General features: G+C 63.6%; 26 protein-coding genes. 13 read left to right on the top strand and 13 right to left on the bottom strand.

Going from position 1 to position 24554, the window contains the following annotated elements; translation table 11 throughout:
• Positions 1-306 precede the first annotated feature (306 nt).
• The 9 genes from AC1DY9_RS00875 to AC1DY9_RS00835 form a co-directional block, all read right to left on the bottom strand.
• A complete protein-coding gene (locus AC1DY9_RS00875) occupies positions 307-669 on the bottom strand; it encodes a DMT family protein (protein ID WP_457279960.1) in 363 nt (120 codons plus the stop codon).
• A 21-nt stretch (positions 670-690) separates the two neighbouring features.
• The gene (locus tag AC1DY9_RS00870; protein WP_457279959.1) at positions 691-1653 is read right to left on the bottom strand and encodes an AEC family transporter; all 963 of its coding nucleotides are present in this window, start codon (positions 1651-1653) and stop codon (positions 691-693) included.
• A gap of 60 nt (positions 1654-1713) precedes the next feature.
• Positions 1714-3804: a TonB-dependent receptor gene (locus AC1DY9_RS00865; protein ID WP_477665572.1), complete on the bottom strand. Its 2091-nt coding sequence runs from the start codon at positions 3802-3804 to the stop codon at positions 1714-1716.
• A 79-nt stretch (positions 3805-3883) separates the two neighbouring features.
• Positions 3884-4315, bottom strand: coding sequence for a hypothetical protein (locus AC1DY9_RS00860; protein WP_477665571.1), 432 nt, complete (start codon positions 4313-4315; stop codon positions 3884-3886).
• The gene (locus AC1DY9_RS00855; RefSeq protein WP_457279956.1) at positions 4296-4877 is read right to left on the bottom strand and encodes a DUF3299 domain-containing protein; all 582 of its coding nucleotides are present in this window, start codon (positions 4875-4877) and stop codon (positions 4296-4298) included. The genes AC1DY9_RS00860 and AC1DY9_RS00855 overlap by 20 nt, the downstream gene beginning before the upstream one ends.
• A gap of 69 nt (positions 4878-4946) precedes the next feature.
• The gene (locus AC1DY9_RS00850) at positions 4947-5231 is read right to left on the bottom strand and encodes a hypothetical protein (protein ID WP_457279955.1); all 285 of its coding nucleotides are present in this window, start codon (positions 5229-5231) and stop codon (positions 4947-4949) included.
• A gap of 7 nt (positions 5232-5238) precedes the next feature.
• On the bottom strand, positions 5239-6456 hold the full coding sequence (locus tag AC1DY9_RS00845; RefSeq protein ID WP_457279954.1) for an ABC transporter permease: 1218 nt from the start codon (positions 6454-6456) through the stop codon (positions 5239-5241).
• Positions 6453-7109: an ATP-binding cassette domain-containing protein gene (locus AC1DY9_RS00840; RefSeq protein WP_477665570.1), complete on the bottom strand. Its 657-nt coding sequence runs from the start codon at positions 7107-7109 to the stop codon at positions 6453-6455. The genes AC1DY9_RS00845 and AC1DY9_RS00840 overlap by 4 nt, the downstream gene beginning before the upstream one ends.
• Positions 7106-7666, bottom strand: a complete 561-nt coding sequence (locus AC1DY9_RS00835) for a Fur family transcriptional regulator (protein WP_457279952.1) — start codon at positions 7664-7666, stop codon at positions 7106-7108. The genes AC1DY9_RS00840 and AC1DY9_RS00835 overlap by 4 nt, the downstream gene beginning before the upstream one ends.
• A gap of 174 nt (positions 7667-7840) precedes the next feature.
• On the opposite strand from AC1DY9_RS00835, the gene AC1DY9_RS00830 reads away from it, so the two are divergent.
• From AC1DY9_RS00830 to AC1DY9_RS00815, 4 genes are read left to right on the top strand one after another with little or no spacing between them, the layout of a single operon-like run.
• The gene (locus tag AC1DY9_RS00830; protein ID WP_477665569.1) at positions 7841-7996 is read left to right on the top strand and encodes a hypothetical protein; all 156 of its coding nucleotides are present in this window, start codon (positions 7841-7843) and stop codon (positions 7994-7996) included.
• A complete protein-coding gene (locus AC1DY9_RS00825; protein WP_457280959.1) occupies positions 7993-8787 on the top strand; it encodes a metal ABC transporter ATP-binding protein in 795 nt (264 codons plus the stop codon). The genes AC1DY9_RS00830 and AC1DY9_RS00825 overlap by 4 nt, the downstream gene beginning before the upstream one ends.
• Positions 8787-9689 (top strand): metal ABC transporter permease, encoded by a 903-nt coding sequence (locus AC1DY9_RS00820; RefSeq protein WP_457279951.1) that lies wholly within the window; start codon positions 8787-8789, stop codon positions 9687-9689. The genes AC1DY9_RS00825 and AC1DY9_RS00820 overlap by 1 nt, the downstream gene beginning before the upstream one ends.
• A gap of 36 nt (positions 9690-9725) precedes the next feature.
• Positions 9726-10640 carry a metal ABC transporter substrate-binding protein gene (locus AC1DY9_RS00815; protein ID WP_457279950.1) on the top strand — a complete coding sequence of 305 codons (915 nt, stop codon included), beginning with the start codon at positions 9726-9728 and terminating at the stop codon, positions 10638-10640.
• A gap of 69 nt (positions 10641-10709) precedes the next feature.
• On the opposite strand, the gene AC1DY9_RS00810 is transcribed toward AC1DY9_RS00815, so the two are convergent.
• Positions 10710-10979, bottom strand: a complete 270-nt coding sequence (locus tag AC1DY9_RS00810) for a hypothetical protein (protein WP_457279949.1) — start codon at positions 10977-10979, stop codon at positions 10710-10712.
• Between the two features lie 181 nt (positions 10980-11160).
• On the opposite strand from AC1DY9_RS00810, the gene AC1DY9_RS00805 reads away from it, so the two are divergent.
• Positions 11161-12144, top strand: a complete 984-nt coding sequence (locus AC1DY9_RS00805; RefSeq protein WP_477665568.1) for a M14 family metallopeptidase — start codon at positions 11161-11163, stop codon at positions 12142-12144.
• 300 nt (positions 12145-12444) lie between these two features.
• Here AC1DY9_RS00805 and msrA read toward each other — a convergent pair whose 3' ends face one another.
• From msrA to AC1DY9_RS00790, 3 genes are all read right to left on the bottom strand, one after another.
• Positions 12445-12987, bottom strand: a complete 543-nt coding sequence (msrA, locus tag AC1DY9_RS00800) for a peptide-methionine (S)-S-oxide reductase MsrA (RefSeq protein WP_457279947.1) — start codon at positions 12985-12987, stop codon at positions 12445-12447.
• A 118-nt stretch (positions 12988-13105) separates the two neighbouring features.
• Entirely contained in the window at positions 13106-13384 is a 279-nt protein-coding gene (locus tag AC1DY9_RS00795; RefSeq protein ID WP_457279946.1) for a hypothetical protein, read from the bottom strand.
• 135 nt (positions 13385-13519) lie between these two features.
• Positions 13520-14413, bottom strand: a complete 894-nt coding sequence (locus AC1DY9_RS00790) for a LysR family transcriptional regulator (protein WP_457279945.1) — start codon at positions 14411-14413, stop codon at positions 13520-13522.
• Between the two features lie 138 nt (positions 14414-14551).
• Between AC1DY9_RS00790 and AC1DY9_RS00785 the strand changes: the two genes are divergently transcribed.
• From AC1DY9_RS00785 to AC1DY9_RS00750, 8 genes are all read left to right on the top strand, one after another.
• Positions 14552-15748, top strand: a complete 1197-nt coding sequence (locus AC1DY9_RS00785) for an acyl-CoA dehydrogenase (RefSeq protein WP_457279944.1) — start codon at positions 14552-14554, stop codon at positions 15746-15748.
• Positions 15749-15822: 74 nt separating this feature from the next.
• Positions 15823-16599 (top strand): YdcF family protein, encoded by a 777-nt coding sequence (locus AC1DY9_RS00780; protein WP_477665567.1) that lies wholly within the window; start codon positions 15823-15825, stop codon positions 16597-16599.
• A gap of 172 nt (positions 16600-16771) precedes the next feature.
• The gene (locus tag AC1DY9_RS00775) at positions 16772-17473 is read left to right on the top strand and encodes a TetR/AcrR family transcriptional regulator (RefSeq protein ID WP_457279942.1); all 702 of its coding nucleotides are present in this window, start codon (positions 16772-16774) and stop codon (positions 17471-17473) included.
• Entirely contained in the window at positions 17470-18663 is a 1194-nt protein-coding gene (locus AC1DY9_RS00770; RefSeq protein WP_457279941.1) for an efflux RND transporter periplasmic adaptor subunit, read from the top strand. The genes AC1DY9_RS00775 and AC1DY9_RS00770 overlap by 4 nt, the downstream gene beginning before the upstream one ends.
• A gap of 12 nt (positions 18664-18675) precedes the next feature.
• Positions 18676-21906 (top strand): efflux RND transporter permease subunit, encoded by a 3231-nt coding sequence (locus AC1DY9_RS00765; protein WP_477665566.1) that lies wholly within the window; start codon positions 18676-18678, stop codon positions 21904-21906.
• 62 nt (positions 21907-21968) lie between these two features.
• Positions 21969-22652 carry a protein-L-isoaspartate O-methyltransferase family protein gene (locus tag AC1DY9_RS00760; RefSeq protein ID WP_457279939.1) on the top strand — a complete coding sequence of 228 codons (684 nt, stop codon included), beginning with the start codon at positions 21969-21971 and terminating at the stop codon, positions 22650-22652.
• 63 nt (positions 22653-22715) lie between these two features.
• Positions 22716-23078 (top strand): rhodanese-like domain-containing protein, encoded by a 363-nt coding sequence (locus AC1DY9_RS00755; protein ID WP_477665565.1) that lies wholly within the window; start codon positions 22716-22718, stop codon positions 23076-23078.
• 66 nt (positions 23079-23144) lie between these two features.
• Positions 23145-24506: a TolC family outer membrane protein gene (locus tag AC1DY9_RS00750; RefSeq protein WP_477665564.1), complete on the top strand. Its 1362-nt coding sequence runs from the start codon at positions 23145-23147 to the stop codon at positions 24504-24506.
• Positions 24507-24554 lie beyond the last annotated feature (48 nt).

Here is a 24554-nt window from a genome sequence, read left to right as displayed (position 1 = left end):
TGGGTGTTTGGGCACTGGATTTTCTGCTTAGGCGGCTGGCCGGGGGTTGCCCGGCGGCTACTCACTTTTCTTTTGCTTCGCCAAAAGAAAAGTAAGCAAAAGAAAAGGCGACCCTGCTGTCTGCGTCCCTGCGCTTCGCTTCGGGCAACCTGCGGTGCTCGGTCCAGACGGGGTCTCGCTCGAACTCGCTACGTTGCACTTCGCTCAGACAATCGCGATCCCTGATCCGTCTGGCCCTGCGCTCCTCGGCGCATCCAGAAGGGGTGGGACAGGAATACCAAACAGCCGAATACCAATACCGAAGATTCAAGCGCTGCGGAAGATGAAGTAGACGGCGCCTACCATGCACAGCGCCGCCCACAGGTAGTCAAGCTTCAACGGCTCGTTCAAATAGAACACTGCAAAAGGCACGAACACGCTCAGCGTGATGACCTCCTGCATGATCTTGAGCTGCCCGACGCTGAACTGGGTAAAGCCGATGCGGTTGCCGGGCACCTGGAGCAGGTATTCAAACAGTGCGATGCCCCAGCTGATCAGCGCTGCGATATACCAGGGCGAGGTGGCCAGGTTTTTCAGGTGTCCGTACCAGGCAAAGGTCATGAACACGTTGGAAAGCAGGAGCAGGCCGATGGTTTGCGCCGATACCGGCAGGGACTGGAGGAACTGCATCAATGGCTCCGTGAATGAGATTTAGACAAACCGCCCGACCAGCAGCAGCACAATGGTCAGCGTCACCAGGGCCAGCGCGGTAGACACCACGACACTGGCAGTAATCAGGTCTTCCGCCACCTTGTAGCGCTGGGAAAACAAAAACACATTGGCGCCAATGGGGAGGGCCGAAGCCACCACCATGACGGCCATCGGCACGCCGCCCACACCCAGCAGGCGGCACAGGCCAAACACCAGCAAGGGGTGCAGCAGGTTTTTCACGCCCGCCAGTGCCAGCGCCGGCCGCCAGTGCTCACCCACACGCGTATTGGCCAGTGTCACGCCCACCAGCACCAGCGCCAGCGGACCGAAGGCATTGGCCAGCAGTTCCAGCGGCTTGTCGATCACCACGGGAATCGCAAGGCCGGTTTGCGCAAACAGCAGGCCGGCAATGATGGGCAGCGGCACCGGGTGCAGCAACGCGTTTTTCACGGCCATCAACACCGTGGCCACCGGGTGGCGCGGCGCAGTGGTGACTTCATCAGACGTGCCCAGCTTCTGTTCATGCGCCACCGCCAGCTCCAGCACCACCGTGGCGCTGGTCAGCAGCACCAGCGAATGCACCGAGACCAACGTGAACAGCGTAATCAGACCTTGCGGTCCATACATCAGCCCGATCAGCGCAATGCCGATCATCACGGTGTTCGAAAAAGTATTGGCCAGCGCCAGCACCGCTGCGCGGCGGTTAAAGCCCTGCAGCAGCAAGGTGCCGCCAAATAGCACCACGACCGCCAGAAAGTAAGCCAGCACCGGCTTGAAGTCCAGTTCCTCCACATGCACCCGGCTCATGGTGCGAAACAACAAAGCCGGCGTAAGCAGCAGGAAGATCAGGTTTGAAAGGTCTTTTATCGCTTCGGGCCTTATCCACTGTGCGCGACCAGCTATGAAACCTGTAGCAATCAACAACACGACGGGAAGCAGGGACACGAAGACAAGCTGGTTCATCCGCACAATCTTAGCGCGCGGGCGGTCAGCGAGTCTGCGTGTTTTACGTAGTGGCCCCGCTTAAAAAGCGAGCTGCATGCCCACCTTCAGGCTGCGCCCCGGCAGCGGCGCCTTGGGAAACGCCGTGGTCGTCAGTACCGAGGCCGCGCTGTAGGCCAGCTGGTTGGTCAGGTTGTCCACCTTCGCATACCAGAGGATGTTGCTCACGCCTGCCTTCATGCGATAGGTGGCCGCCAGGTTCCACAGCGTGTAGGCCGACGTGGCACGCTGGCCGGCGGCCACACGGTTTTGCGCCATCGAATGGTCAAAGCCGATGCTGCTGCCCCACGGCCCGTGGGCCCACACCAGGCTTGCCCCCATGCGTGCCGGCGCAATGCGCGGCAACGGCAGGCCGTTGCTGAGGTTGGTGGCACGCACCACATCGCCGCGCAAGGCCAGGTCCAGACTGGAGGCTCCTTCGATCAGGCGGATGTTGCCGCTGGCCTCCAGGCCCACAAAGCGGGCGCGCACGCCGGTGTAAGCAAACTCCGGCAGCAGCTTGTTGTCCGGGTCGTTGTCGTCCACGCCGTCACCGTCCAGGTCGGCCGGGTTCAGCGCGCCGTCTTCCTGCCCATAGTTGTTGCCCGTGGCCAGCAACCCGATGTAGCTTTTGAAACGGTGCACATAGGCATTGGCCGCAAAGCTGTTGGCGCCGGACTTCCAGGCCGCGCCAACATCCAGGCTGGTCGACTTCTCCTTGCCCAATGTGGCGTCGCCGCTTTCCCAGGCTTTGGTCGCTACGTGCGGGCCCTGGGCGAAGAGCTCGTAGTCTTTGGGCGCGCGTTCGGTATAGGCCAGGTTGCTGGTGAGCTGCCAGCCCGGCGCCGCGTTCCACAAGGCACCCAGCGCATAGCTGTGCGGCGTGAAGTCGCGCGTCAATGGTGCAAAGCGCGCCACCAGCGGGTTGCCCAGCGACTCCACCTTGACCGACTCCAGGCGCCCGCCAAAGCTGAGCTTGCCCCATCCGGTGGTGTATTCCTCATACGCAAACAAGGCGTTCTGCGAGGTCTTGCTGTAAGGCGCGAAAGCCTCGGCGCCGTCGGCCGAAAACTTGTTGTTCTCGGCCTGAAAGCCGATCACGCCGTCCAGGTTGCCGATGCGCGCATGGCGCGCCTCCAGCCGGAAATCACTGCCCTTGTTCTTGAACACCGTGCCGGGGTTGGGCCCCTCAAACTCGGTGTGTTCATAGTCGGTGTGGCTCAGCTGGCCCTTTACGCTCTGGATAAACCCACCCAGGTTGCGCACCTCGCCTTCCAGCGCCACGCGGTTGGACTTCATGTCAATCGTCACGTCGTCTTCAGCCACCGTGCCGTAGTTGCCGCGGTAGGTGCTGACGGACGCGCCCAGGTAGCCGTGGTCAAAAAACACCGAGCCGCCCGCCGCACCACCGCGCACTTTGCTGTCCGAATTGCAGATGCGGTGGGTGATGGTGTTCACGCCGCCCTTGCTGCAAGCCAGGTCGGTGGGCACCTTCACGTCGCCGGTTTCGCGGCTGAACACGTCAACATGCAGGGCGTAGCGATTGTTGCCGCCTTCGAGCAACACGCCGCTGCTTTTCTCGCGGTTGCCGGTGGCCAGGCCCAGGTCGACCTTGCCGCCGACACCGCCCTTCTCATCAAACAGCGGCTCGCGCGGAATGCGGTTGTCGATCACGTTGACCACGCCGCCCACCGCACTGCCGCCATACAGCAATGCGCCGGGGCCGCGCAGCACCTCCACGCGTTCGATGCTGATCGGGTCGGACGTCACCGCGTGGTCATAGCTCAGGCTGGAGGCGTCCAGCGTGGCGCCGCCGTTGCCCAGGATGCGGATGCGGTCGCCGTCCAGGCCGCGGATGATGGGGCGGCTGGCGTTCGGGCCGAAGTAGGTGCTGCTCACACCGGGCACGCCGTCCAGCGTTTCGCCGAGTGTAGTTTTGGATCGCAATAGCAGCCCGGCGCCCGAGTACTGTGCGGCAGGCGCTATCAAATCAGTAGCGCCCAGCGGGTTACCGGTGACGGTGACTTCTTTCAGGCTGGGGGCAGATGCTGGCGAGGCGGTCTGGGCAGTCGCCAGGCCGCAGGAGAGCGTCGCCGCGACGCAGAGCGCGCGGCTGATAAAAGGTGGGTTCATGATGACTCGCTGAATCGAAAAACAAGAGGGCAAAGCTGCGCCCTGGCCAGGTGGCCGGCGCACAGAAAAACGGGGAGATTCAGCGAGTGGAAGGCGGGCCGCGCGCGTCGAACAGCGCCGCCCAGCGGGCGAGTGCTTCGCCGCGGGAGATGTCAAATGCCACGCTGGAGAGCACCAGCGGCAAACTCAGCAGGGGAAGCGTGGGCGCCGCCTGGCCGTGGCTGGCCTGGTCAAACAGGCGGCAGTCCGGATCGCCGTCATGCGAGGAAAACAGAGAAGCCAGCCAGCCGCCTTCACTCTCTCCCTCTTCTTCCGCATGCGCAAGAGCGGCGTGTCCCTGATGGTGGCCGTCATGATGCATATTCGAATGTGAATGGATGTGCGCCTGCGGGCTGTGCACCACGCCGTGCATCAGCCCCAGCAGTTGCGCAAGCAATAGCGTGGCGGCCAGCAGCCAGGCCAGGGCCCGGGCGCGACTCAGACCCCGACGCTCACTTGACGCTGGTGGCATCCGTGATGCGGTAGTAAAGGCCGTAAGAGTCGTCATTGAGGACGAGGAAGCGCCCCTCCACCACCACCGGCTCCATGCTGTATTTCACCGGCGTTTTGGTTTTGACTTCGACCATGCTCTCGGGCCCGCCGGGCAGGCAGAAGGCGCAGGTCAGCGGCACTGACGACAGCAAAAAATGCTTTTGCTTTTCGCCCGGGTCCAGCGGCATCATGAAACCCTGGATGCGCTGGGTTTTCTGGTTCAGCGCCATCTGGTCGAGGGTGAAGACCGGAAGGATGCGGTTTTTCTCGTTTTTGGTTTTCACCGCCGTCAGCACCGACCAGGGCACCACATCCGTACGGGCTGCCAGCGGCGGAAACGGACTGTTGGCGCCATGCACGCCCGCGCCCTGTCCGACCGGTATGTCAAACGCCGGCCCTGCCGCGGCAGGCTTGCCGCCATTCGCCAGCGGTGAAGACAGCGTTTGCGCCGAAAGGCCTGTAGCGGCCAGCAGCGTGCTGCAGGCCAATGCCCACCTCAGTCCGTAAAGGCTTGGAGTGCGAGGGCGAAAAGAGGCAGTCATGCAGTACTCCAGAAAATCCAGAAAAAAGGTGAGGCCACTTCAGGGGCGTCGCGGTGACGTCAGTGGACGTCAATGAACGTGTTTCATCCCGCAGTATTTGCCGACAGCCAGGCCTTTGCAAGCGGCCTGCAGCTCTTTTTCACAAACTTCGTCTTTCTTGCCCGATTCCAGGCATTTGGCGGCGTTTTCGTGGGCGGCGGCCATGGCGCGGTGGCGCTGGATGTCTTCCTTGGTTTCCTTGTCGTTGTGCTGCGCATGGGCCAGCGAAAACGTGGCGCTCAGGGCTACCGCCGCAAACGTGGCCGCAACAGGAGACAGGGTGAGGAATTTTTTGATGGAAGAGAGGTTTGTCATAAGAAGGTTACCTTGATTGGAGAAGTTCAAACACACTGACCCGGTAGGCTTCCCAGGCGGGCAGCAACGCAGACGCCAGCGCCACCCCCAAAGCCAGTACCGGCACACTGACCAGCTCGACCGGCCATGACAGCGCACCGATCAGGACAGATTTTTCAAGTTGCAACGCCCAGGCCAGCAGTGCCGTCAGCCCCTGCCCCGCAAGCACCCCCAGCATGGTTGCCAGCAACGCCAGCCACAGCGCTTCGCACAGCAGCAGGCCGGCCACGCGGGCCGGCGGCGCGCCCAGCATGCGCAGCAGCGCCAGGTCGGCCCGGCGCTCACGCACGGCACCCCACAGCGCAATGAAGACGCTCAGGCCCGCCGTCAGCAGCAGCACGCCGGCCAGCGCCCGCAGCACGTCGGTGCCCACACCCACCATGCTCAGCAGGCGCGTGATTTCCAGCGCCGGCGCGGCAGCCTGCATCTCGGTGCTGCTATTGATGTAGCGCGGAAAGGTCACGGCCGCCAGCGGCGTCTTGTACTGGATCAGTGCCAGCGTGATTTCGCGCTCTTCTTCCAGCACCTTGCGGTCGTCGTCGTCCAGTGCCGTGTCGGTTTCATGCACCTGCCAGACAGACTCGGTAGCCGTCAGCACCAGGCGGTCCAGCACCGTGCGGCTGCTGGCCAGGATGCCCGACACCACGTAGGGGCTCAGCTTGTGTTCTTCACCGCCGCCGCCCAGGCCGTGCGTGCCGGTAAAGCTGTCGCCCACTTTCAGGCCGGTCTGCTGCGCCACCTGCGCGCCAATGACGGCCTGCATCGGCCTGGACCACAGCGCGCCCTGCGCCAGCTGCGCGTCGTAATGGTGGATGTAGTCGGGCGTGGTGCCCACGATGCGAAAGCCGCGAAAACTGTCGCCCAGGCTGATGGGGATGACCTTGGCGACCTGCGGATGCTTTTCCAGCTCCTTCACCGCCGCCAGCGGCACATTGCCCGTCGGCACGTCGAGGTGAAACACGCCTGACAAAATCAGCTGCATCGGGCTGCCCTTGGCGCCCACCACCACATCAATGCCGGCCACGTCACGGTCAAACGCCTGGCTGATCTGGTGGCTGACCAGCAGCAGAAAAGTGATGGAAGCCAGCCCCAGGGTGAGCAGCAGCAGGTTGAGCGCTGCCGCCAGCGGCCGCGACCACAGGTAGCGCCATGAAAACACAACGGTTTTGAATGCTATCGTTTTCATAGCTGCTTGCGCTCGACCAATAAGGACTGCAGGCCTTTTTCGTCTTTAAAAAAGGCCTGGACACGCGCATCGTGCGTGGCAATCACCAGCGTGGCGCCCTGCTGCTGCGCCGCGCTTTGCAGCAAGGCCAGCGACGCCGCGGCCGCGTCGTCGTCCAGGCTGGCGGTGGGTTCATCGGCCAGGATCACGCACGGCTTGAGCAACACCGCGCGCGCCAGCGCCACACGCTGCGCCTGCCCGCCAGATAGTTGGGGCGGCTTGCGACCAGCCAACGCGCGCACGTCCAGCGCGTCCAACGCTTCGGCAATGCGGCCTTCGTCATCCGGCTGGCCGGCGGCCCACTGCGCCATGGCCAGGTTGCCCTGCACCGTCAGCGCTGCGCTCAGGTGAAGCTTCTGCGGCAAAAAGCCAATGGTTTTTGCCCGCCACGCGTCGCCGGCACGTCCGCCCAATGCCTTGATGGACTGGCCGGCCACTGTGATGTCGCCCTCACTGGGCGCCAGCAAACCTGCCGCCAGCGCCAGCCAGGTTGATTTGCCCGAGCCCGACGCACCGCGCAGCAGCAAGGTGCCGCCCTGCGCGACGTCCAAGTCCGCAAAGCGCAGCTCGGGACCATTGGTGTAGCGGTAAGCCAGCTGGCGGGTGCTGATCATGAAGAAGCCGTGCCGTTGGCGCAGTCGGCGCACACGCCCCGCACGGCAAAGTCCATGCTCATGCCCTGGTAACCCAGCGCCTTCAATGCTTCCAGCGCGGTTTGCGCGGCGCGTTCCAGGTCTTTGGTGCTGGCCTTGAGCGCACCCGAACGCTTGCCCGACAACGCACCCGACAAGGGGCTGTCGCGGTGGCAGCTCTGGCATTCGAAGTGGGGAATGGCGTGCACGCTGCTCGGCATGGCCTGGTAGCGCCGCACGCGGTTGGCGTCCACGCGGCACAGCAGCAAACCCACCTGCGTGAGCCGGTCGATCAGCCGGTACAGCGTGACGCGATCCAGTGTCACGCCTTCGCCGGCATCATCGTCGCCGCCCAACGCGGCCTGCAGTTGCGCGTGCGTGTAGCTGGTGTCCGGGTGGGCCAGCAGCCAGCCCAGCACCAGACGCGCAGCGCTGGTGCGGCGCAGGCCGTGGGCTGACAACAGCACATCAATCGGGTCCGCGTCGGCGGTGATGCCGGGCTCGGTTTTGGAACGCCTGACAGGGTGGACGGATGCCATGGGATGAAGCCGTTCGGAAAGAGTTTGGCAAAAGAGCGCGCGGTGTATTTTCGCAATGTGCGCGCATAACGCAACAATGTTGCATTAGACTATACAGCAATTCAGTTGCATTATTACCGCAACCGAGTGGCTTTTGATGACTTCCCGGCCCGCTTGTTTGTAAAGACGACTCCCTTGCCAGCTTCACCTCCTCCCTTCCCTCCACCACCTCTGCGCCGCCGCAGCATCCTCGCCTGGCCGGCCTGGCGCCGGGTGCTCGCGGTGTTGCCGGCCGTGGCGCTGCTCTGGATGGCGGTCGCCTGGGCTTCGGCGGAAATAGCGCCATGGTGAGCGCCATGGTCGCGCTGGACAACCTCACCGTCAGCTACCGGCAGCATCCGGCGCTGCACCACGTCAGCGGTCACTTCGCGGCGGGTTCGCTGACTGCGGTTGTTGGCCCCAACGGCGCCGGCAAAAGCACGCTGTGCAAAAGCATCATGGGTTTGCTGCCCCGTTCGGGCGGACAGGTCACCACGGCAACGCCGCGCGCGCGCATTGCCTACCTGCCGCAACAGGCTGAGCTGGACCGGAGCTTTCCGATGGACGTGTGCGACGCCGTGCTGCTCGGCTGCTGGCCTTCGCAGGGCGCGTGGGGCGGCGTCAGTGAGGCGCAGTGGGCCGCCGTCGGCGCGGCCTTGCGCACCGTTGGCCTGGAGGGTTTTGAAGCGCGGCCCATTGGCACGCTTTCCAGCGGGCAGTTCCAGCGCGTGCTGTTTGCCCGCCTGCTGGTGCAGGACGCCCGCCTGATCCTGCTGGACGAGCCCTTTAACGCAATAGACAGCAAGACCACCGCCGCCTTGCTGGCGTTGATTCGCCAGTGGCATGCCCAGGGGCGCACCGTGATTGCCGTGCTGCACGACGATGCCCAGGTGCGGGCGCATTTTCCGCAAACACTCCTGCTGGCGCGCGAAGCCGTCGCCTGGGGGCCCACCGCACAGGTCATGACCGAAGGCAACCTGGCGCGCGCCCGCGCGATGGCAGAAGCATGGGACGAAAGCGCCGAAGCCTGCCGCATCGACGACAAGGCAGTAGCCACACCAGTGGCATTGCACGAGCCCCTGCTGCACAAGGCTGCGGCGTGATGGAAGCCGCGCAGCACGCCCTTCACGGTGCCTGGGCCATTCTGTTTGCGCCGTTCGCCGAATATGCGTTCATGCGCCGCGCGCTGGTGGCCACGATGGCGCTATCGCTCAGCGCCGCACCACTGGGCGTTTTCCTGACCTTGCGGCGCATGAGCCTGCTGGGTGACGCGCTCAGCCACGCCATATTGCCGGGTGTCGCCATCGGGTTCATGCTGTGCGGCCTGTCGCTCACGGCCATGGCAGCAGGCGGCGTACTGGCCGGCATGCTGGTGGCCGCGCTGGCCGGCTTCATCAGCCGCGCCACCACGCTGAAAGAAGACGCCAGCCTGGCTGCCGTTTACCTGGTGGCGCTGGCGCTGGGCGTGACGCTCATTTCCGGCCACGGCACGCAGCTTGACCTGCTGCACATTCTGTTCGGCAGCGCGCTGGGCGTCGACACGCCGGGCCTGCTGCTGGTGGCCGGCGTGGCCAGCATCAGCCTGGTCGCGCTGGCGGCAGCCTACCGCGGCCTGGTGCTCGAAAGTTTTGACCCGGTGTTCCTGGCTGCAACGGGCCGCAGCGCCTCTTTCAAATGGGCGTGGCAGCAGGGCTTTTTGATGCTGGTCGTCATCAACCTCGTGGCCGGCTTCCAGACACTGGGCACGCTGATGGCCGTCGGCCTGATGATGCTGCCCGCGGTGTCGGCGCGCCTCTGGCATGACACCCTGCCCGCGCAGCTCGCCAATGCCGGCGCACAGGCCATGGCGGCAGGTTATGCCGGGCTGCTGCTGTCTTACCACTTCGATACACCTTCGGGCCCGACCATCATCGGCTGCGCCGGCGCGCTGTACTTTGCATCACTCTTGCTGGCGCCCAGCGGCTGGCTGCCGCGCACATTCGCACGTGCGCATCGTGTTGCCTGAGTCCACTTTTTTTGTTTTACCAATCCGGAGCCTTCCATGACATCCATCCAACACATGCTACGCAAACTGCTGACACCCCTGGTGGGGGCTGCACTGCTGTCCGCCGCCACCGCCGGCATGGCCGCCGACAAGATCCCTGTGGTCGCCAGCTTCAGCATCCTCGGCGACCTCGTCCGTGTGGTCGGCGGTGAACGCGTGGCTGTCACCACCCTGGTCGGCCCCGATGAAGACGCGCATGTGTTCGAACCCAAACCCGCTGACGCCAAAAACCTGTTGCAAAGCAAACTGCTGGTCAGCAACGGCCTGGGCTTTGAACCGTGGGCGCAAAAACTCGTCAAGTCCGCCGGCTACAAGGGCCCGGTGGCGGTGGCTTCGCAAGGCGTGAAGGCCCGCACCATGCCCGGTGAAAAAGGCGGAAAAGAAACCGACCCGCACGCCTGGCAGGATCCAACCAACGTCGTGATCTACGTGCGCAACATCGCCGCAGCCCTCGCCCGGCTCGACCCCGCAGGTGCAGCCACCTACAAAGACAACAGCGAAACCTACGTGAAGGAGTTGCAGGCGCTGGACGCCTGGGCCAAAGAACAGCTCAGCGCCGTCCCGTCTGCCAAACGCAAGGTCATCACCTCACACGACGCCTTCGGTTATTTCGGCGCGCACTACCAGGTCAGCTTCCTGGCGCCACAAGGAATCTCCACCGAAGCCGAACCCAGCGCAAAGGAAGTTGCCCAACTGATCCGGCAGATCCAGCGCGAAAAAATCAAGGCCGTGTTTTTTGAAAACATGAGCAACCCCAAGCTGCTCGCCCAACTGAGCAAGGACGCGGGTGTGACACCCGGCCCCGCGCTGTATGTCGATGCCCTGTCAAAAGCTGGTGGCCCAGCTGACAGCTACCTCACGCTGATGCGGCACAACGTGACACAACTGGTGGCGGGGATCAGGCAGAACTGAGTTGGAATGAACCGGCATCGTGGAACGGCTCGTTGGCCGCGCTGGCCTCCGGGCAAAGCTGTGAAGCGTTCAGTCGCGATAGGGTTGATTGCTTCGGGGCGCATCCGGCAACTGTTCATCAAACGACTGGCGGTAACGGATACAGCCGCGAAAGAACTGCGGCCAGTCGGGTACAACGGGCACCGGGTCGCTCTTCTCCGGCAGCAGCGCCCACAGCGCCGGATGATGCCAGCACAGCTCATGGCCTGTGCTGTCGCGGTGCTCGCGAATGCCCTGGCGGAGCTTTTTGACTTCCACAATGAGTTGTTCACGCGACAAGCCTTCAAGGTCGGCGTCCATGTTGCCTCCGTAGCGATATGGGTTGAGCAAGGTCTGGAAACGCCGCCATCATAGGCAGGAAGCTTCGCCGCACGGCATGCCCATTGGCAACAAATAGCAACGCCCCCGGATGCTTCACCTTCCCTTCCAAACCGCTGTATAACCAAGCCATGAACGCCACACCTGCAGCGGTGCATTACCCATGACTTCCATTCCTGCCCAACACCCCACCCACCTGCGTGCCCACACCTACCATGGCCTCGCCCCCGGTCCGCGCCTTCTGGTCACCGGCGCCGTGCACGGCAATGAGACCTGCGGCACGCGTGCCATCACGCAGCTGCTGGAAGAAATCGACAGCGGCCAGTTGGGCATTGAACGCGGCACCGTGACTTTTGTGCCCGTGACCAACCCGTTGGCCTACCGGCTCAAGCAGCGCATGGGTGAGCGCAACCTCAACCGCAACATGGCGCCGAGTGCGATTCCCCAGGACTTTGAGGACCGCATCGCGAACGTGCTGTGCCCGCTGCTGGATGCGCATGATGTGCTGCTGGACCTGCACTCTTTTCACACGGGCGGCGCGCCGTTTGTGATGATTGGCCCGCAAAACAACACGGGGGCGCTGGAGCCCTTTGACCATGCCGCGGAAGAAATGCAGCTGGCGCTGCACACCGGGCCGCACCGGATCGTGGAAGGCTGGCTGGAGACGTACGCCCGGGGCGTGCAGCGGCGCGCGGCAACGGCTGCGGGCGCTGCGGGAGGCGCCCGCGCGCAGACATTGGTGACCGACCCGAACTACGGCGTAGGCACGACCGAATACATGCGTTCACGCGGCGGCTACGGCGTGACGCTGGAATGCGGCCAGCATGACGACCCGCAGGCGGTGCAGGTGGCGCGGCATGCAATTCAGCAGACGCTGGGCCTGCTGGGGCTGATTACGCAGAAACCCGCGCCGGTGCCGATGACGCGCGAAATCCTGCGGCTCGTTGACGTGGTGGACCGAGAGCATGCGGGCGACACCTTCACGCGCGAGTGGCGCAGCTTCGACGCCGTGAAAGCCGGCGAGGCGATTGGCACGCGAAATGGCGGCGCACCTGTTGCCGCACCGGCGGACGGTTTTGTGGTGTTTCCGAATCCACGAGGCGAAGTGGGCCAGGAGTGGTTCTATTTCGCGCAGCGGCGGGTTTGAGCGCGGATGGGCCGGGCCAGCGCCGTTGCGGGGTGGCTACGGCTTGCCGCAAGGTGCCGACATTGCTATCTATTTAATAGCTGCTTGCGCCTACCCCTATTGGCTTGCAGGCCAATTTGATGGTTAAACGAAGGGCTTTTTTGCGTCAAAACGGGCTAAAACCCGTTTGAAAACCCGAAAAGGTTGGTTTCAGACGGCCAAAGCCGCCAAAAACACGATTTCTCAGTATCAAAAGTGGCCGCAGCCCAATACTGAACTGCGCCAGCAGCTATTTATTTGATAGCGACCGCAACCATCCATTCAATCCTTCACACGTGACGCAAAGGTCTTGCGGAATTTGTCGACTTTGGGGCCGACCACAAACGCGCAGTAACCCTGGTTGGGGTTGTTTTCGAAATAGTCCTGGTGGTAGGACTCGGCGGGCCAGTAGTTTTCGAGCGGCAGCACTTCGGTGACGATGGGTTTGCCAAAGGTTTTATCCTGGCTGACCTGACGGATGAAGTCGTCGATCTCCGCCTTCTGCTCCGGCGTTGAGTAATAGATGCCGCTGCGGTATTGCGTGCCGGCGTCGTTGCCCTGGCGGTTCAGGCTCGTCGGGTCGTGGATGACGAAGAAAATTTCGAGGATCTCGCGCAGCGTGATGTCGGCCGGGTCGTAGGTGAGCTTGACGACCTCGTTGCTGCCGGTGCGGCCCGTGCAGACCTCTTCGTAGCTGGGCCGTGCGGCCTGGCCGTTGCTGTAGCCCGACTCCACGTCGGTAACACCGCGCACCTTGACGTACACCGCCTCGGTGCACCAGAAGCAGCCGCCGCCGAGCGTGATGGTTTGGGGGGAAGAAGGCATGGAAATCTCCGCTGAAATCCGTTGGTCGTACGGGGAGCGGCAATCTTACGCCGCGACCCGCGGGCCTGCGCAGAGGCCTGCACATGGCCCCCTGAAACGAAGCGGAAACGCGCCCGGCTCAGTCGCGCCGGCGCGGGCCTTTGGTGACGTGCTGGGGGCCGATTGCACGGCGCATCAGCCGCAGCAGGGCCAGCGCCACAAGCCCGCCGGCCACAGCCAGGCCGAGCGAACCCATGCTGAAGACCTTGTCGTTGGTGGCGCCCTTGCTGAGCAGGGCAGCCACGAAGTCGCCGCCGATGAAAGCGCCGAACATGCCTACGCCGATACTTTCGAGGATGAGGATTTTTTCGCGGGTGCCCGCGAGCAGGCAGGCAGCTCCGCCGAGAAGGGCACCCACCGCACACCAGATATACGGGTTGATGCCGTTCTCCTGAAGACTATGAACTGCCCCATGGTGACAGCTTTACGTCCCCAGCGGTGGACATACTTTTACCAAGGTCATTCGCCAGGGCACCTGGGCGGGATGGAATCTTCATGCCTTCGCCGCCGGGGCGATTGCGCGCACCGCCTTCACAAACGCGGCCAGCGCCTGGTGGTCGCGTGCGGTTTTCCAGAGGCAATGCGTTTCATAAGGTGTGGTGGCGGCATCCAGCGGCACAAAGGCCGCCCCCGCCATGGCCGACTGCCTGAGCGCAGCCGGCACCAGCGCCACGCCCATACCCTGCGACACCAGCGACACCACACTGAGCCAATGCCGCAGTTCGTAGCGGATCTCCGGGTAAAAACCGGCTTCAGTACAGATTGCCAGGATGCGTTCGTGGTAGTCGGGCGAGACAGTGCGCGACACCACGGCAAAGGGTTCGCCCTGTAACTGCTGCAGCGATATCGAACGCTTTCGCGCCAGCGCGTGCCCCGCGGGCAGGCAACCGACAAAGGCCTGGCTGGACACCAGCACCTGCGACAACTCGGGCGGCACGCGTGTGGTGTGCACAAAGCCGAGGTCCAGCCGGTCATGCGCCAGTTCGATCAACTGCTCGCTGGAGTTGAGTTCCTTCAGCGTGAGGCGCAGCAGCGGGTGTTCGGCCTGGAAGCGCTCCAGGATCTTGGGTAGGCCGCTGTACAGCATGGTTCCTGAAAAGCCGATGGCCAGGCTGCCGGCCATGCCCTGCCCCACGTCGCGTGCATGGCCAGCCGCCTGCGCGGCCTGATCCAGCAAGGCGCGCGCCGCCGGCACAAAGGCCTGCCCGGCGGCGGTGAGTTGCACCGATTTGCTGTTGCGCGTGAGCAGCTTGGCGCCGACCGAGGCTTCAAGCTGCTGGATGTTCAGCGACAGCGGCGGCTGGGAAATCGACAGGCGCCGGGCCGCCCGGCCGAAATGCAGCTCTTCGGCCAGGACAAGGAAATAGCGGAGGTGACGAAATTCCATGAATATGTTTTTTATATCGTTGGATCGATATTTGATATTAGACAACTATTCATGCTTGTCAAACAATCGAGCTGCCCGCGGGCATCCCAGCCACGCGCCCTACACTGCAAACCAAGCCACCTTTTTCGGAGACAACCCATGAAAACCCAATTCAACTGGCAAGACCCGTTTTTCTTTATGGAGCAGCTGAGCGAAGACGAGCGCGCCATTGCCGACGCCGCCCACGCTTTCTGCCAGGAAAAACTGCAGCCCCGCGTGCTGATGGCCGCACGCCACGAGAAGTTCGACCGCGAAATCATGAACGAAGCCGGCGCCATGGGTTTCCTGGGCTCCACCATTGAAGGCTATGGCTGCGCCGGCCTCAATTACGTGAGCTACGGCCTGGTCGCGCGTGAGGTGGAACGCGTCGACAGCGGCTACCGCAGCGCCATCAGCGTGCAGAGCTCGCTCGTCATGCACCCGATCAACGCCTATGGCAGCGAAGCGCAAAAACAAAAATACCTGCCCAAGCTGGCCACCGGTGAATGGGTCGGCTGCTTTGGCCTGACCGAGCCCAATCACGGATCCGACCCCGCCAGCATGCTGACGCGCGCCAAGCCTGTCGACGGCGGCTTCATCGTCAAGGGCGCCAAGATGTGGATCACCAACAGCCCGATCGCCGACGTGTTCATCGTCTGGGCCAAGCTGGAAGACCCCGACGGCAAGGTCGGCGGCCAGGAAAGCATCCGCGGCTTCGTGCTTGAGAAGGGCATGAAGGGCCTTTCCGCCCCCAAGATCGAAGGCAAGATGAGCTTGCGCGCCTCGATCACCGGCGAGATCGTGATGGACGACGTGTTTGTGCCCGAGGCCAACCTGCTGCCCAACGTGAGCGGCCTGAAGGGCCCCTTCGGCTGCCTGAACAAGGCGCGCTATGGCATAGCCTGGGGCGCTCTGGGCGCGGCGGAAGACTGCTGGTTCCGCGCCCGCCAGTACACCATGGACCGCCAGCAGTTCGGCCGTCCGCTGGCGCAGAACCAGCTGATTCAAAAGAAGCTCGCCGACATGCAGACCGAGATCACGCTGGGCCTGCAGGGCTGCCTGCGCGTGGGCCGGCTGATGGACGAAGACAAGTCCGTGCCGGAAATGATTTCGCTGATCAAACGCAACAGCTGCGGCAAGGCGCTGGACATCGCCCGCCTGGCGCGCGACATGCACGGCGGCAACGGCATCCATGACGAATACCATGTGATCCGCCACATGATCAACCTCGAAACGGTGAACACCTACGAAGGCACGCACGACGTGCATGCGCTGATCCTGGGCCGTGCCCAGACCGGCCTGCAAGCCTTTTATTGATGACCTTTCAGGGCTCCAGCCCAATCAGGACGTGCGCAAGCAGCTATATTTTTCATAGCAAATAAATACAACGCATGGAATTCGGCGCGCTCAAGCCTTTGCTCACCAGCCTGGCGCTCCCGCCAGCCTTGCTGCTGTTGCTGGCCTTGCTGGGCCTGGTGCTGGCCTGGCGTAATAAAAAAGCCGGGCTGGCGCTGGCAACCTTTTCGGTGCTGCTGCTGGCGCTGCTCAGCTGCCACGGCACGGCCGTATGGCTGGCGCGCACCGTGCTGCCGCAGTTTGCCGCCATGCCGGTGGCCAGCCTCAAGGCCCACAAGGTGCAGGCCATCGTGGTGCTGGGCGGCGGCGTGCTGCCTGAAGCAGCTGAATACGGCAGTAGCCAGCCAGGCGCGCACACAGCGGCGCGGTTGCGCTACGGTGTGTGGCTGGCGCGGCAGTCGGGCTTGCCGCTGGCCTTTACCGGCGGCATGGGTTGGGCGGCCAGCAGCGCACAGACCGATTCCGAAGCCGTGGTGGCCGCACGCATGGTGCAGCAGGACTACGGCATGACGCTGCGCTGGAACGAAGCCCAGTCGCGCGACACAGCGGGCAATGCCCGCCTGCTGGCGCCACTGCTGCAGCAAAGCGGTGTGCAGCGCATCGCGCTGGTCACCGACGCCTGGCACATGCCGCGCGCTGTCCGGGCTTTTGAGCGTGCCGGCCTGACGGTAACGCCCGCCCCCATGGGTCAGGTACAGCCGGCACAGCACGACCTGATGGAATGGGTACCTTCCGCATCGGGCCTTATGGTGTCGCAGCAGGTACTGCGCGAATGGCTGGCGCTGATGGTTGGTCGGTTCACGCCCGTTTAGACAGCCGGCCTCTCGCGGTCCCTTTCGCCTGGGCCCGCGGCAGACCCGGCTGCTTTACCGCGGGTTTACCTTTCAGGGCACTACCGGCTCCCCCGCCTCGGTGTAGCCTAGGCGGTTTTGGTTGACGGTCGGAAAGTAAGCAGATATATTACTAACCAGTCAGTCAGTAACTATGTCACTTTCCAAATTATTTTGCGACAAAACCTCCGCGGTCGCCGCCAAACGCGAGCGCCGCAAGGAAGCACGCCCCGGCGAACTGCTGGACGCCGCGCTTGACCTGTTTGTGGAAAAAGGCTTTGCCGCCACCCGCGCCGAAGAAGTGGCCGCCCGCGCAGGGGTATCGAAAGGCACATTGTTCCTTTACTTCCAGAGCAAGGAAGAACTGTTCAAGGCCGTGGTGCGCGAAAACATCTCGGGCCGCTTCACGGAATGGCGCGCCGAGCTGGACACCTTTGAAGGCACCACCCCTGAATTGCTGGCTTACTGCATGAACAGCTGGTGGGAGCGCGTGGGCCTGACGCGCGCCTCGGGCCTGACCAAGCTGATGATGAGCGAGGCCAAGAACTTCCCCGACATCGCGGCCTTCTACCAGCAAGAAGTCATCATGCCGGGCCACGGGCTGATCCGCAGCATCCTGCAACGCGGCATGGACCGCGGCGAGTTCCGGCCCATGGACCTGGACTATGCGGTTTACCTGGTGGTCGCTCCGATGATTTTCCTGATCCTGTCCAGGCACACCGCCGGCATCTGCATCAGCAGCGACGCAGACCTGGATCCGCAAAAATACATCGCCTTCCAGGTGGAAACCATCCTGAACGGCATCTCCGCACCGGCCGGCGCCGCCGCACAGTCCAACAGGAAAGCCGCAGCATGAAGCGATGGGTCAAGTGGGGGGTCGCCGGACTCATCGTGCTGCTCATCGCGGGCGGCGTGCTGCGTGCATTGTCCGCACGCAAGGCCCAGCAACAGGCGCTTGCCGCAAGCACCGCCGTCAAGGACATGGGACAGGTCGAACTGGCCGCCACCGATGTGGTCAAGGCGCAAACGCGCGACGTGGTTCAGGGGCTGCCGGTGTCGGGCTCGCTCAAGGCCGTCAACTCCGCCGTCATCAAGGCACGCGTGGCCGGCGAGCTGCAGGGCCTCACGGTTCGCGAAGGCGACGTGGTCAAGGCCGGCCAGGTGATTGCGCGCATCGACGCCACCGAATACCAGTCACGCGTGCGCCAGGCCCGCGAGCAGGCCGAGTCGGCCAAGGCGCAGGTGGATGTGGTGCAGCGCCAGTACGACAACAACAAGGCGCTGGTTGACCAGGGTTTCATCTCGAAGACCGCGCTCGATACCTCGCTGGCCAACCTCAACGCCGCGCAATCCACCTACAAGGCGGCGATGGCTGCCACCGAGGTCGCGGCCAAATCGGTGGACGACACAATCCTGAAAGCCCCCATCTCCGGCCAGGTGTCGCAGCGCCTTGCCCAACCCGGTGAGCGCGTGGGCATCGACACCAAAATCGTCGAGGTGGTGGACCTGAGCCGGCTCGAGCTGGAAGCCACCTTGAGCGCCACCGACTCCATGGACGTGCGTGTGGGCCAGACCGCACAGCTGCAGATTGAAGGCAGCCGCCAGCCCGTCACGGCCAAAGTGGTGCGCATCAATCCCACGGCGCAGGCCGGCAGCCGCAGCGTGATGGCTTACCTCAGCATCGACAACCCGGGCGCAGCAGGCGACGCCGGCGCGCCACCCTTGCGCCAGGGGCTGTTTGCGCAGGGCACGCTGGGCACGGCCAGTGCTTCGCTGCTGTCGGTGCCGGTCAGCGCCGTGCGCACCGACAAACCCACGCCTTATGTGCAAGCGGTGGAAAACGACCTGGTGGTGCACAAGAGCGTCGAGTTGGGCGCTCGCGGCACCGCCGGCAAAGACAGCGTGGTCGCCGTCAAGGGCCTGGCCGACGGCGCGGTGGTGATTCGCGGCGAGATCGGCGCATTGCGCGAGGGCACCAAGGTGCGCTTCACACAACTTCCGGCTGCGGCGCAAGCAGCCAGTGCACCGGCCAAGCCGGCGCCCTGAGGACTCGCGCGCATGTGGTTCACGCAGGTCAGCCTCAAGAACCCGGTGTTCGCCACCATGGTCATGCTGGCCATCGTGGTGCTGGGGCTGTTTTCGTACCAGCGCATGCGCGTCGACCAGTTCCCCAACATCGACTTTCCGGTGGTCGTCATCACCGCCGAATACCCGGGCGCTTCGCCCGAGATCGTTGAAAGCGAAGTCACCAAAAAAATTGAAGAAGGCGTCAACTCGATCGCCGGCATCAACGCGCTGACCTCGCGCAGCTACGAAGGCCAGTCGGTCGTCATCATGGAGTTCCAGCTCTACGTCGACGGGCGCCGCGCCGCCGAAGATGTGCGCGAAAAAATCGCCGCCATACGCCCCAACTTTCGGGACGAAGTGAAAGAGCCACGCGTGCTGCGCTTCGACCCGGCAAGCCGGGCGATCTGGTCCGTTGCGGTGTTGCCCAATGCCCAAAGCGGCAATGCCATGTCGGCCGTGGAGCTGACCAACTGGGCCGACCAGGTCTTGAAAAAGCGCCTGGAGAACGTACGCGGTGCAGGCTCCGTTACGTTGGTGGGCGGCACCAAGCGCGAAATCAACGTCTACCTGAATCCGCAGGCCATGGAGTCGCTGGGCATCACGGCCGACCAGGTGGTCAATGCCGTGCGCAACGAAAACCAGGATTTGCCGGTGGGCGCCATCCGCTCGCTGCAGCAGGAGCGGGTCGTCAAGATCGATGCACGCATGAAGCGCCCCGAAGACTTCGGCAAGATCATCGTGGCGCGCAAGGGCGCCGCGCCGGTCACGGTGGACCAGGTGGCGCGCATTGCCGACGGCGCGCAGGAGATCGACAGCCTGGCGCTGTACAACGGCCAGCGCACGCTGCTGCTGTCGGTGCAAAAAGCGCAGGACGAAAACACCATTGCCGTGGTGGATGGCCTGAATCAGGCCATCAAGGACATCCAGCCGCAACTGCCGCCCGGCGCCCGGCTGGAGCTGATCACCGACGGCTCGCGGCCGATTCGCGTGGCGGTGGAAAACGTGCGCCGCACGCTGATTGAAGGCGCGCTGCTGACGGTGCTGATTGTTTTCCTCTTCCTGAACTCGTGGCGCTCCACTGTGATCACCGGGCTCACGCTGCCGATCTCCATCATCGGCACCTTTTTGTTCATGAACCTGTTCGGCTTCACCATCAACATGATCACGCTGATGGCGTTGTCGCTGTGTGTGGGCCTGCTGATCGACGACGCGATTGTGGTGCGCGAGAACATCGTGCGCCATGTGCAGATGGGCAAGGCACCCTACCAGGCCTCGCTGGACGGCACGCAGGAGATCGGCCTGGCGGTGCTGGCCACCACGTTCTCCATCGTCGCCGTGTTCCTGCCTATCGGCTTCATGGGCGGCATCATCGGCAAGTTCTTCCACGAGTTCGGCGTGACCATCGTGGCGGCGGTGCTGATCTCGATGTTCGTGAGTTTCACGCTGGACCCGATGCTCTCCAGCATCTGGCACGACCCTTCCATCGAAGCGCACGGCAAACGCCATGCGCCCGTCACTTTCTACGACAAGACCATAGGCCGCGTCACCGGCTGGTTCGACCACGCCACCGACTCGCTGAGCAACAGTTACCAGGGCATCCTGCGCTGGTCGCTGGGACACAAGCTGGCCACCCTGGCACTGGCACTGGTGATTTTTATCACCAGCATTTTCATGGTGCCGTTGCTGGGCACCGAGTTCGTGCCCAAGGCCGACTTCTCGGAAACCTCACTCAACTTCTACACGCCGGTGGGCTCGTCGCTGGAAACCACCGAAGCCAAGGCGCGGCAGGTGGAAGCCATCATCCGCGAATTCCCCGAAGTGAAGTACACGCTGGCCACCCTGAACACCGGCAACGCCCAGGGCAAGATGTACGCCAGCATTTACGTGCGCCTGGTGGACCGCAAGGCACGCACCCGCAGCGTCGACGAAATGTCGGGCGTGTTGCGCGAACGCCTCAAGCAGGTGCCAGGCATCACCGTGACGCACGTCGGGCTGCTCGACGCGGTGGGCGGCAACAAGCAGGTGGAGTTCTCGCTGCAGGGGACGGATTTGAAAGAGCTGGAACGCCTCACGCGCGCCATCAACGACAAGATCCGCGGCATCCCCGGCCTGGTGGACCTGGACTCCAGCGTCAAGGCCGACAAGCCGGTGATTGAAATTGATGTGCGGCGCGACGCAGCCTCCGACCTGGGCCTGTCGGTGTCGCAGATCGCTGCCTCATTGCGCACACTGGTGGCCGGGCAGACGGTGGGCAACTGGCGCGCGCCCGACGACCAGACCTACGACGTGAACGTGCGCCTGGCACCCGATGCGCGCAACGCGCCGCAAGACCTGGAGCGCCTGCCTTTCATGAGCACGCCCGGCAGCAGTGCCGACGGCGCCGCGCACATGGTCCGGCTCAACCAGGTGGCCACCGTGAAGGAATCCACCGGGCCCAACCAGATCAACCGGCGCGACATGGCACGCGAAGTCGCCATCAACGCCAACGTCTACAACCGCTCGGCCGGCGAGGTGTCGAACGACATCAAGGCCGCGCTGGAAAACTTCAGCTTTCCGCCCGGCTATCGCTATCAGTTCAGCGGCTCCACCAAGAACATGGCCGAATCCTTTGGCTACGCGGTGTCGGCACTGGTGATGGCCATTTTGTTCATCTACATGATCCTGGCCAGCCAGTTCAAGAGTTTTTTGCAGCCGATGGCGCTGATGACCTCGCTGCCGCTGACCCTGATCGGTGTGGTGCTGGCCCTGCTGCTGTTCCGCTCCACGCTCTCGATGTTTTCCATCATCGGCGTGGTGATGCTGATGGGGCTGGTGACCAAGAACGCCATTTTGCTGGTGGACTTTGCCATTCGTATGCGTGCCGACCAGGTCGACGTGGATGGCCACCGCGTTCCGGGCATGAACCGCAGCGATGCGCTGCTGCACGCCGCCAAGGTGCGGCTGCGCCCCATCCTGATGACCACGCTGGCGATGATTTTCGGCATGGTGCCGCTGGCTTTTGCCCTGACCGAGGGCTCGGAGCAGCGTGCGCCCATGGGCCAGGCCGTGATCGGCGGTGTCATCACCTCTTCGCTGCTGACCCTGGTGGTGGTGCCGGTGACGTATTGCTACCTGGACGACCTGGGCCAGTGGTTCAAGCGCAAATTCGGCCCCAAAACACCGCCGCAAGACCCCGCGGACATGCCTGCTGCAACGCCGGCCGCCGTCATGGGCGACCGTTAAAATCAAAGGTTTATCTCGTGTACAGCTCACCCTCCCCCATTTCGCCAACTTACAGGTCCGCCATGAACTACGAACAAGCCCGATTCAACATGATTGAGCAGCAAATCCGCCCCTGGGAAGTGCTGGACAACCAGGTCCTTTCCCTGCTGGCCGTGGTCAAGCGCGAAGACTTTGTGCCGGCCGCCCAAAAGGCACTGGCCTTTGTCGACATGGAAATCCCGCTGGGCAGCGGGCTCGGCCAGTGCATGCTGGCGCCCAAGGTGGAAGCCCGCATCCTGCAGGAACTGGCCGTGCAAAAGCATGAAAAGGTGTTGGAAATCGGCGCCGGCTCCGGCTACATGGCCGCACTGCTGGCCCACCGCGCGCAGCAGGTGATCACGCTGGAGATCGACCCCAAGCTGGCGCAGACCGCACGCGACAACCTGCAAAGGGCGGGCCTTTATAACGCCGAAGTGCGCACCGGCGACGGCGCCGCAAAAATCGCCCAGGCCGTTTCCAGCAACGACCCGCTTCGTGGACCGTTTGACGTGATCGTGCTCAGCGGCTCGGTCGCCGAAGTACCGGCTTCGCTGCTGTCCCTGCTCAAGGTGGGCGGCCGCCTGAGCGCCATCGTGGGCTTTGAGCCGATGATGCGCGCCACCCTGGTCACACGCGTGGCCGAAGACGCCTGGCGCACCACCCAGGCCTGGGACACCGTGGCGCCACGCCTGCTGAATTTCCCTGAACCTTCGAAATTCAGCTTCTGAGCCTGGGCGCCGTACACGACTTCACCAACGCCAAGCACGCATTCCAACGCAGGACAGCCGACCATGATTCCCCAACTGAGCCCCGCCAACTTCGCCGAGTGGCGCAACAACGCCGGGGAAGGCGCGCCCGCCCTGCCTGTGGTGCTGGACGTGCGCGAGCCCTGGGAACTGCAGACGGCCTCGGTCAAGGAGGACGGCTTCAGGCTGGTGCACATCCCGATGCGGGAAATACCCACGCGCCTGGCTGAGCTGCAGGAAATCGGAGCCGGCACCGGCCAGCCGATCGCCTGCCTCTGCCACCACGGCATGCGCAGCCTGCAGGTGGCCAACTTTTTGACGCAAAGCGGCTTCACCGAGGTCGTCAATCTGCAGGGCGGCATTGACGCCTGGTCGCAGCAGGTGGACCCGTCGGTCCCTGTGTACTGACCTTTGCCGCCGCTGCACACCGTATTCACCTCCACATCGCCGATTCACTCATTCCTCAGGACCTTTATGACCACGCCCAAGAAACCGCCGGCGCTACGCCTGTCGATGTTGCCCCTGTCGATCGCCGTCACTGCGGCGCTGATGATGGCGGCCCCGGCCGCGCAGGCCCAGAGCCTGGTGGAGCTGTATGATTCGGCCCGCGCCTTCGACGCTGCCTACCAGTCCGCCAAACTCCAGTACGACGCCAACCTCGCCAGGGCCGCCCAGGCCAAGGCCGGCATCTTGCCGACAGCCGGCATCTCGGCGGGCGCGTCGCGTACCAGTTTTGAAAACACCGCACCGGTGATAGACCGCAGCTTCAATACGCAAAACGCCACGCTCAACCTTTCGCAGCCGCTGTACCGCCCGGCCAACTGGGCCACCTACCAGCAGGCATCCCGGCAGGTCGAGCAGTCCCAGGCGCAACTCGAAACCGCCAACCAGGACCTGATCGTGCGCACCAGTCAGGCGTACTTCGACGTGCTGGCCGCGCAGGACACGCTGACGTTTGTCCGGGCGCAAAAAGCCGCAGTGGCCGAGCAACTGGCGTCGGCCAAGCGCAACTTTGAAGTGGGTACCTCCACCATCACCGACACCCGCGAGGCGCAGGCACGCTACGACCTGGTCATCGCCCAGGAGATCGCCGCCGAAAACGATTTGCGCGTCAAGAAAATCGCGCTGGACACGCTGGTCGGGAAAACCGAAACGCAACCCAAACCCTTGCTCGCGCCCGTCAATTTGCCGGCCGTAGAACCCGCCGATGTGAATACCTGGGTGCAGCAATCCGAAGCAGTGCACCCGAATATCCGCCTGGCCCAAAGCGGGCTGGAGATCGCCGATCTGGAAGTCCAAAAAGCCGAAGCCGGCCACAAGCCGACGCTGGACGCGACGGCCAGCTATAACGTGACGCGCAACCCGTCGGGCACGGCCACCACCATCCCGCCGTTTGCCTTTCGCACCAACACAACCACCATCGGTGTGGTGCTGAACGTGCCGCTGTTCGCCGGTTTTGCGACGCAAAACCGCGTGCGCGAAACACTCTCGCTGAAAGACAAGGCGCAAAGCGACCTTGAAGGTGCGCGCCGCACCGTGGCCCAGGCCACGCGCACCGCGTTTTTCGGCGTGCAGTCGGGCCAGGGCCAGGTGAAAGCGCTGGAAGCCGCCGAGCTGTCAAGCCAGAGCGCACTGGATGCGAACAAGCTGGGTTACCAGGTCGGCGTTCGCATCAACATCGACGTGCTCAACTCGCAGAGCCAGCTGTTCCAGACCAAACGCGACCTGGCCAAAGCGCGCTACGACGTGCTGCTGGGCGACCTGAAACTGCGCCAGGCCAATGGCACGCTGACACCGGAAGACCTGCAAAAAATCAACGCACTGCTGGCCAGGTAAATCGCGGTACGCTTCACAACACTCCAACAAAGGCCCGGCCCGGGGCCA

The sequence above is a fragment of the Polaromonas sp. P1_F6 genome (assembly GCF_056405695.1).
Note: the sequence above shows the minus strand (reverse complement) of the source record. Positions and strands in the feature narration are given on the sequence as shown.

Excerpts from the sequence above, each read along its gene's own strand:
- AC1DY9_RS00875 (WP_457279960.1), bottom strand. The coding sequence starts at position 669 with ATGCAGTTCCTCCAGTCCCTGCCGGTATCGGCGCAAACCATCGGCCTG.
- AC1DY9_RS00870 (WP_457279959.1), bottom strand. The coding sequence starts at position 1,653 with ATGAACCAGCTTGTCTTCGTGTCCCTGCTTCCCGTCGTGTTGTTGATT.
- AC1DY9_RS00865 (WP_477665572.1), bottom strand. The coding sequence starts at position 3,804 with ATGAACCCACCTTTTATCAGCCGCGCGCTCTGCGTCGCGGCGACGCTC.
- AC1DY9_RS00860 (WP_477665571.1), bottom strand. The coding sequence starts at position 4,315 with ATGCCACCAGCGTCAAGTGAGCGTCGGGGTCTGAGTCGCGCCCGGGCC.
- AC1DY9_RS00855 (WP_457279956.1), bottom strand. The coding sequence starts at position 4,877 with ATGACTGCCTCTTTTCGCCCTCGCACTCCAAGCCTTTACGGACTGAGG.
- AC1DY9_RS00850 (WP_457279955.1), bottom strand. The coding sequence starts at position 5,231 with ATGACAAACCTCTCTTCCATCAAAAAATTCCTCACCCTGTCTCCTGTT.
- AC1DY9_RS00845 (WP_457279954.1), bottom strand. The coding sequence starts at position 6,456 with ATGAAAACGATAGCATTCAAAACCGTTGTGTTTTCATGGCGCTACCTG.
- AC1DY9_RS00840 (WP_477665570.1), bottom strand. The coding sequence starts at position 7,109 with ATGATCAGCACCCGCCAGCTGGCTTACCGCTACACCAATGGTCCCGAG.
- AC1DY9_RS00835 (WP_457279952.1), bottom strand. The coding sequence starts at position 7,666 with ATGGCATCCGTCCACCCTGTCAGGCGTTCCAAAACCGAGCCCGGCATC.
- AC1DY9_RS00820 (WP_457279951.1), top strand. The coding sequence starts at position 8,787 with ATGGAAGCCGCGCAGCACGCCCTTCACGGTGCCTGGGCCATTCTGTTT.
- AC1DY9_RS00815 (WP_457279950.1), top strand. The coding sequence starts at position 9,726 with ATGACATCCATCCAACACATGCTACGCAAACTGCTGACACCCCTGGTG.
- AC1DY9_RS00810 (WP_457279949.1), bottom strand. The coding sequence starts at position 10,979 with ATGGACGCCGACCTTGAAGGCTTGTCGCGTGAACAACTCATTGTGGAA.
- AC1DY9_RS00805 (WP_477665568.1), top strand. The coding sequence starts at position 11,161 with ATGACTTCCATTCCTGCCCAACACCCCACCCACCTGCGTGCCCACACC.
- msrA (WP_457279947.1), bottom strand. The coding sequence starts at position 12,987 with ATGCCTTCTTCCCCCCAAACCATCACGCTCGGCGGCGGCTGCTTCTGG.
- AC1DY9_RS00790 (WP_457279945.1), bottom strand. The coding sequence starts at position 14,413 with ATGGAATTTCGTCACCTCCGCTATTTCCTTGTCCTGGCCGAAGAGCTG.
- AC1DY9_RS00785 (WP_457279944.1), top strand. The coding sequence starts at position 14,552 with ATGAAAACCCAATTCAACTGGCAAGACCCGTTTTTCTTTATGGAGCAG.
- AC1DY9_RS00780 (WP_477665567.1), top strand. The coding sequence starts at position 15,823 with ATGGAATTCGGCGCGCTCAAGCCTTTGCTCACCAGCCTGGCGCTCCCG.
- AC1DY9_RS00775 (WP_457279942.1), top strand. The coding sequence starts at position 16,772 with ATGTCACTTTCCAAATTATTTTGCGACAAAACCTCCGCGGTCGCCGCC.
- AC1DY9_RS00770 (WP_457279941.1), top strand. The coding sequence starts at position 17,470 with ATGAAGCGATGGGTCAAGTGGGGGGTCGCCGGACTCATCGTGCTGCTC.
- AC1DY9_RS00765 (WP_477665566.1), top strand. The coding sequence starts at position 18,676 with ATGTGGTTCACGCAGGTCAGCCTCAAGAACCCGGTGTTCGCCACCATG.
- AC1DY9_RS00760 (WP_457279939.1), top strand. The coding sequence starts at position 21,969 with ATGAACTACGAACAAGCCCGATTCAACATGATTGAGCAGCAAATCCGC.
- AC1DY9_RS00755 (WP_477665565.1), top strand. The coding sequence starts at position 22,716 with ATGATTCCCCAACTGAGCCCCGCCAACTTCGCCGAGTGGCGCAACAAC.
- AC1DY9_RS00750 (WP_477665564.1), top strand. The coding sequence starts at position 23,145 with ATGACCACGCCCAAGAAACCGCCGGCGCTACGCCTGTCGATGTTGCCC.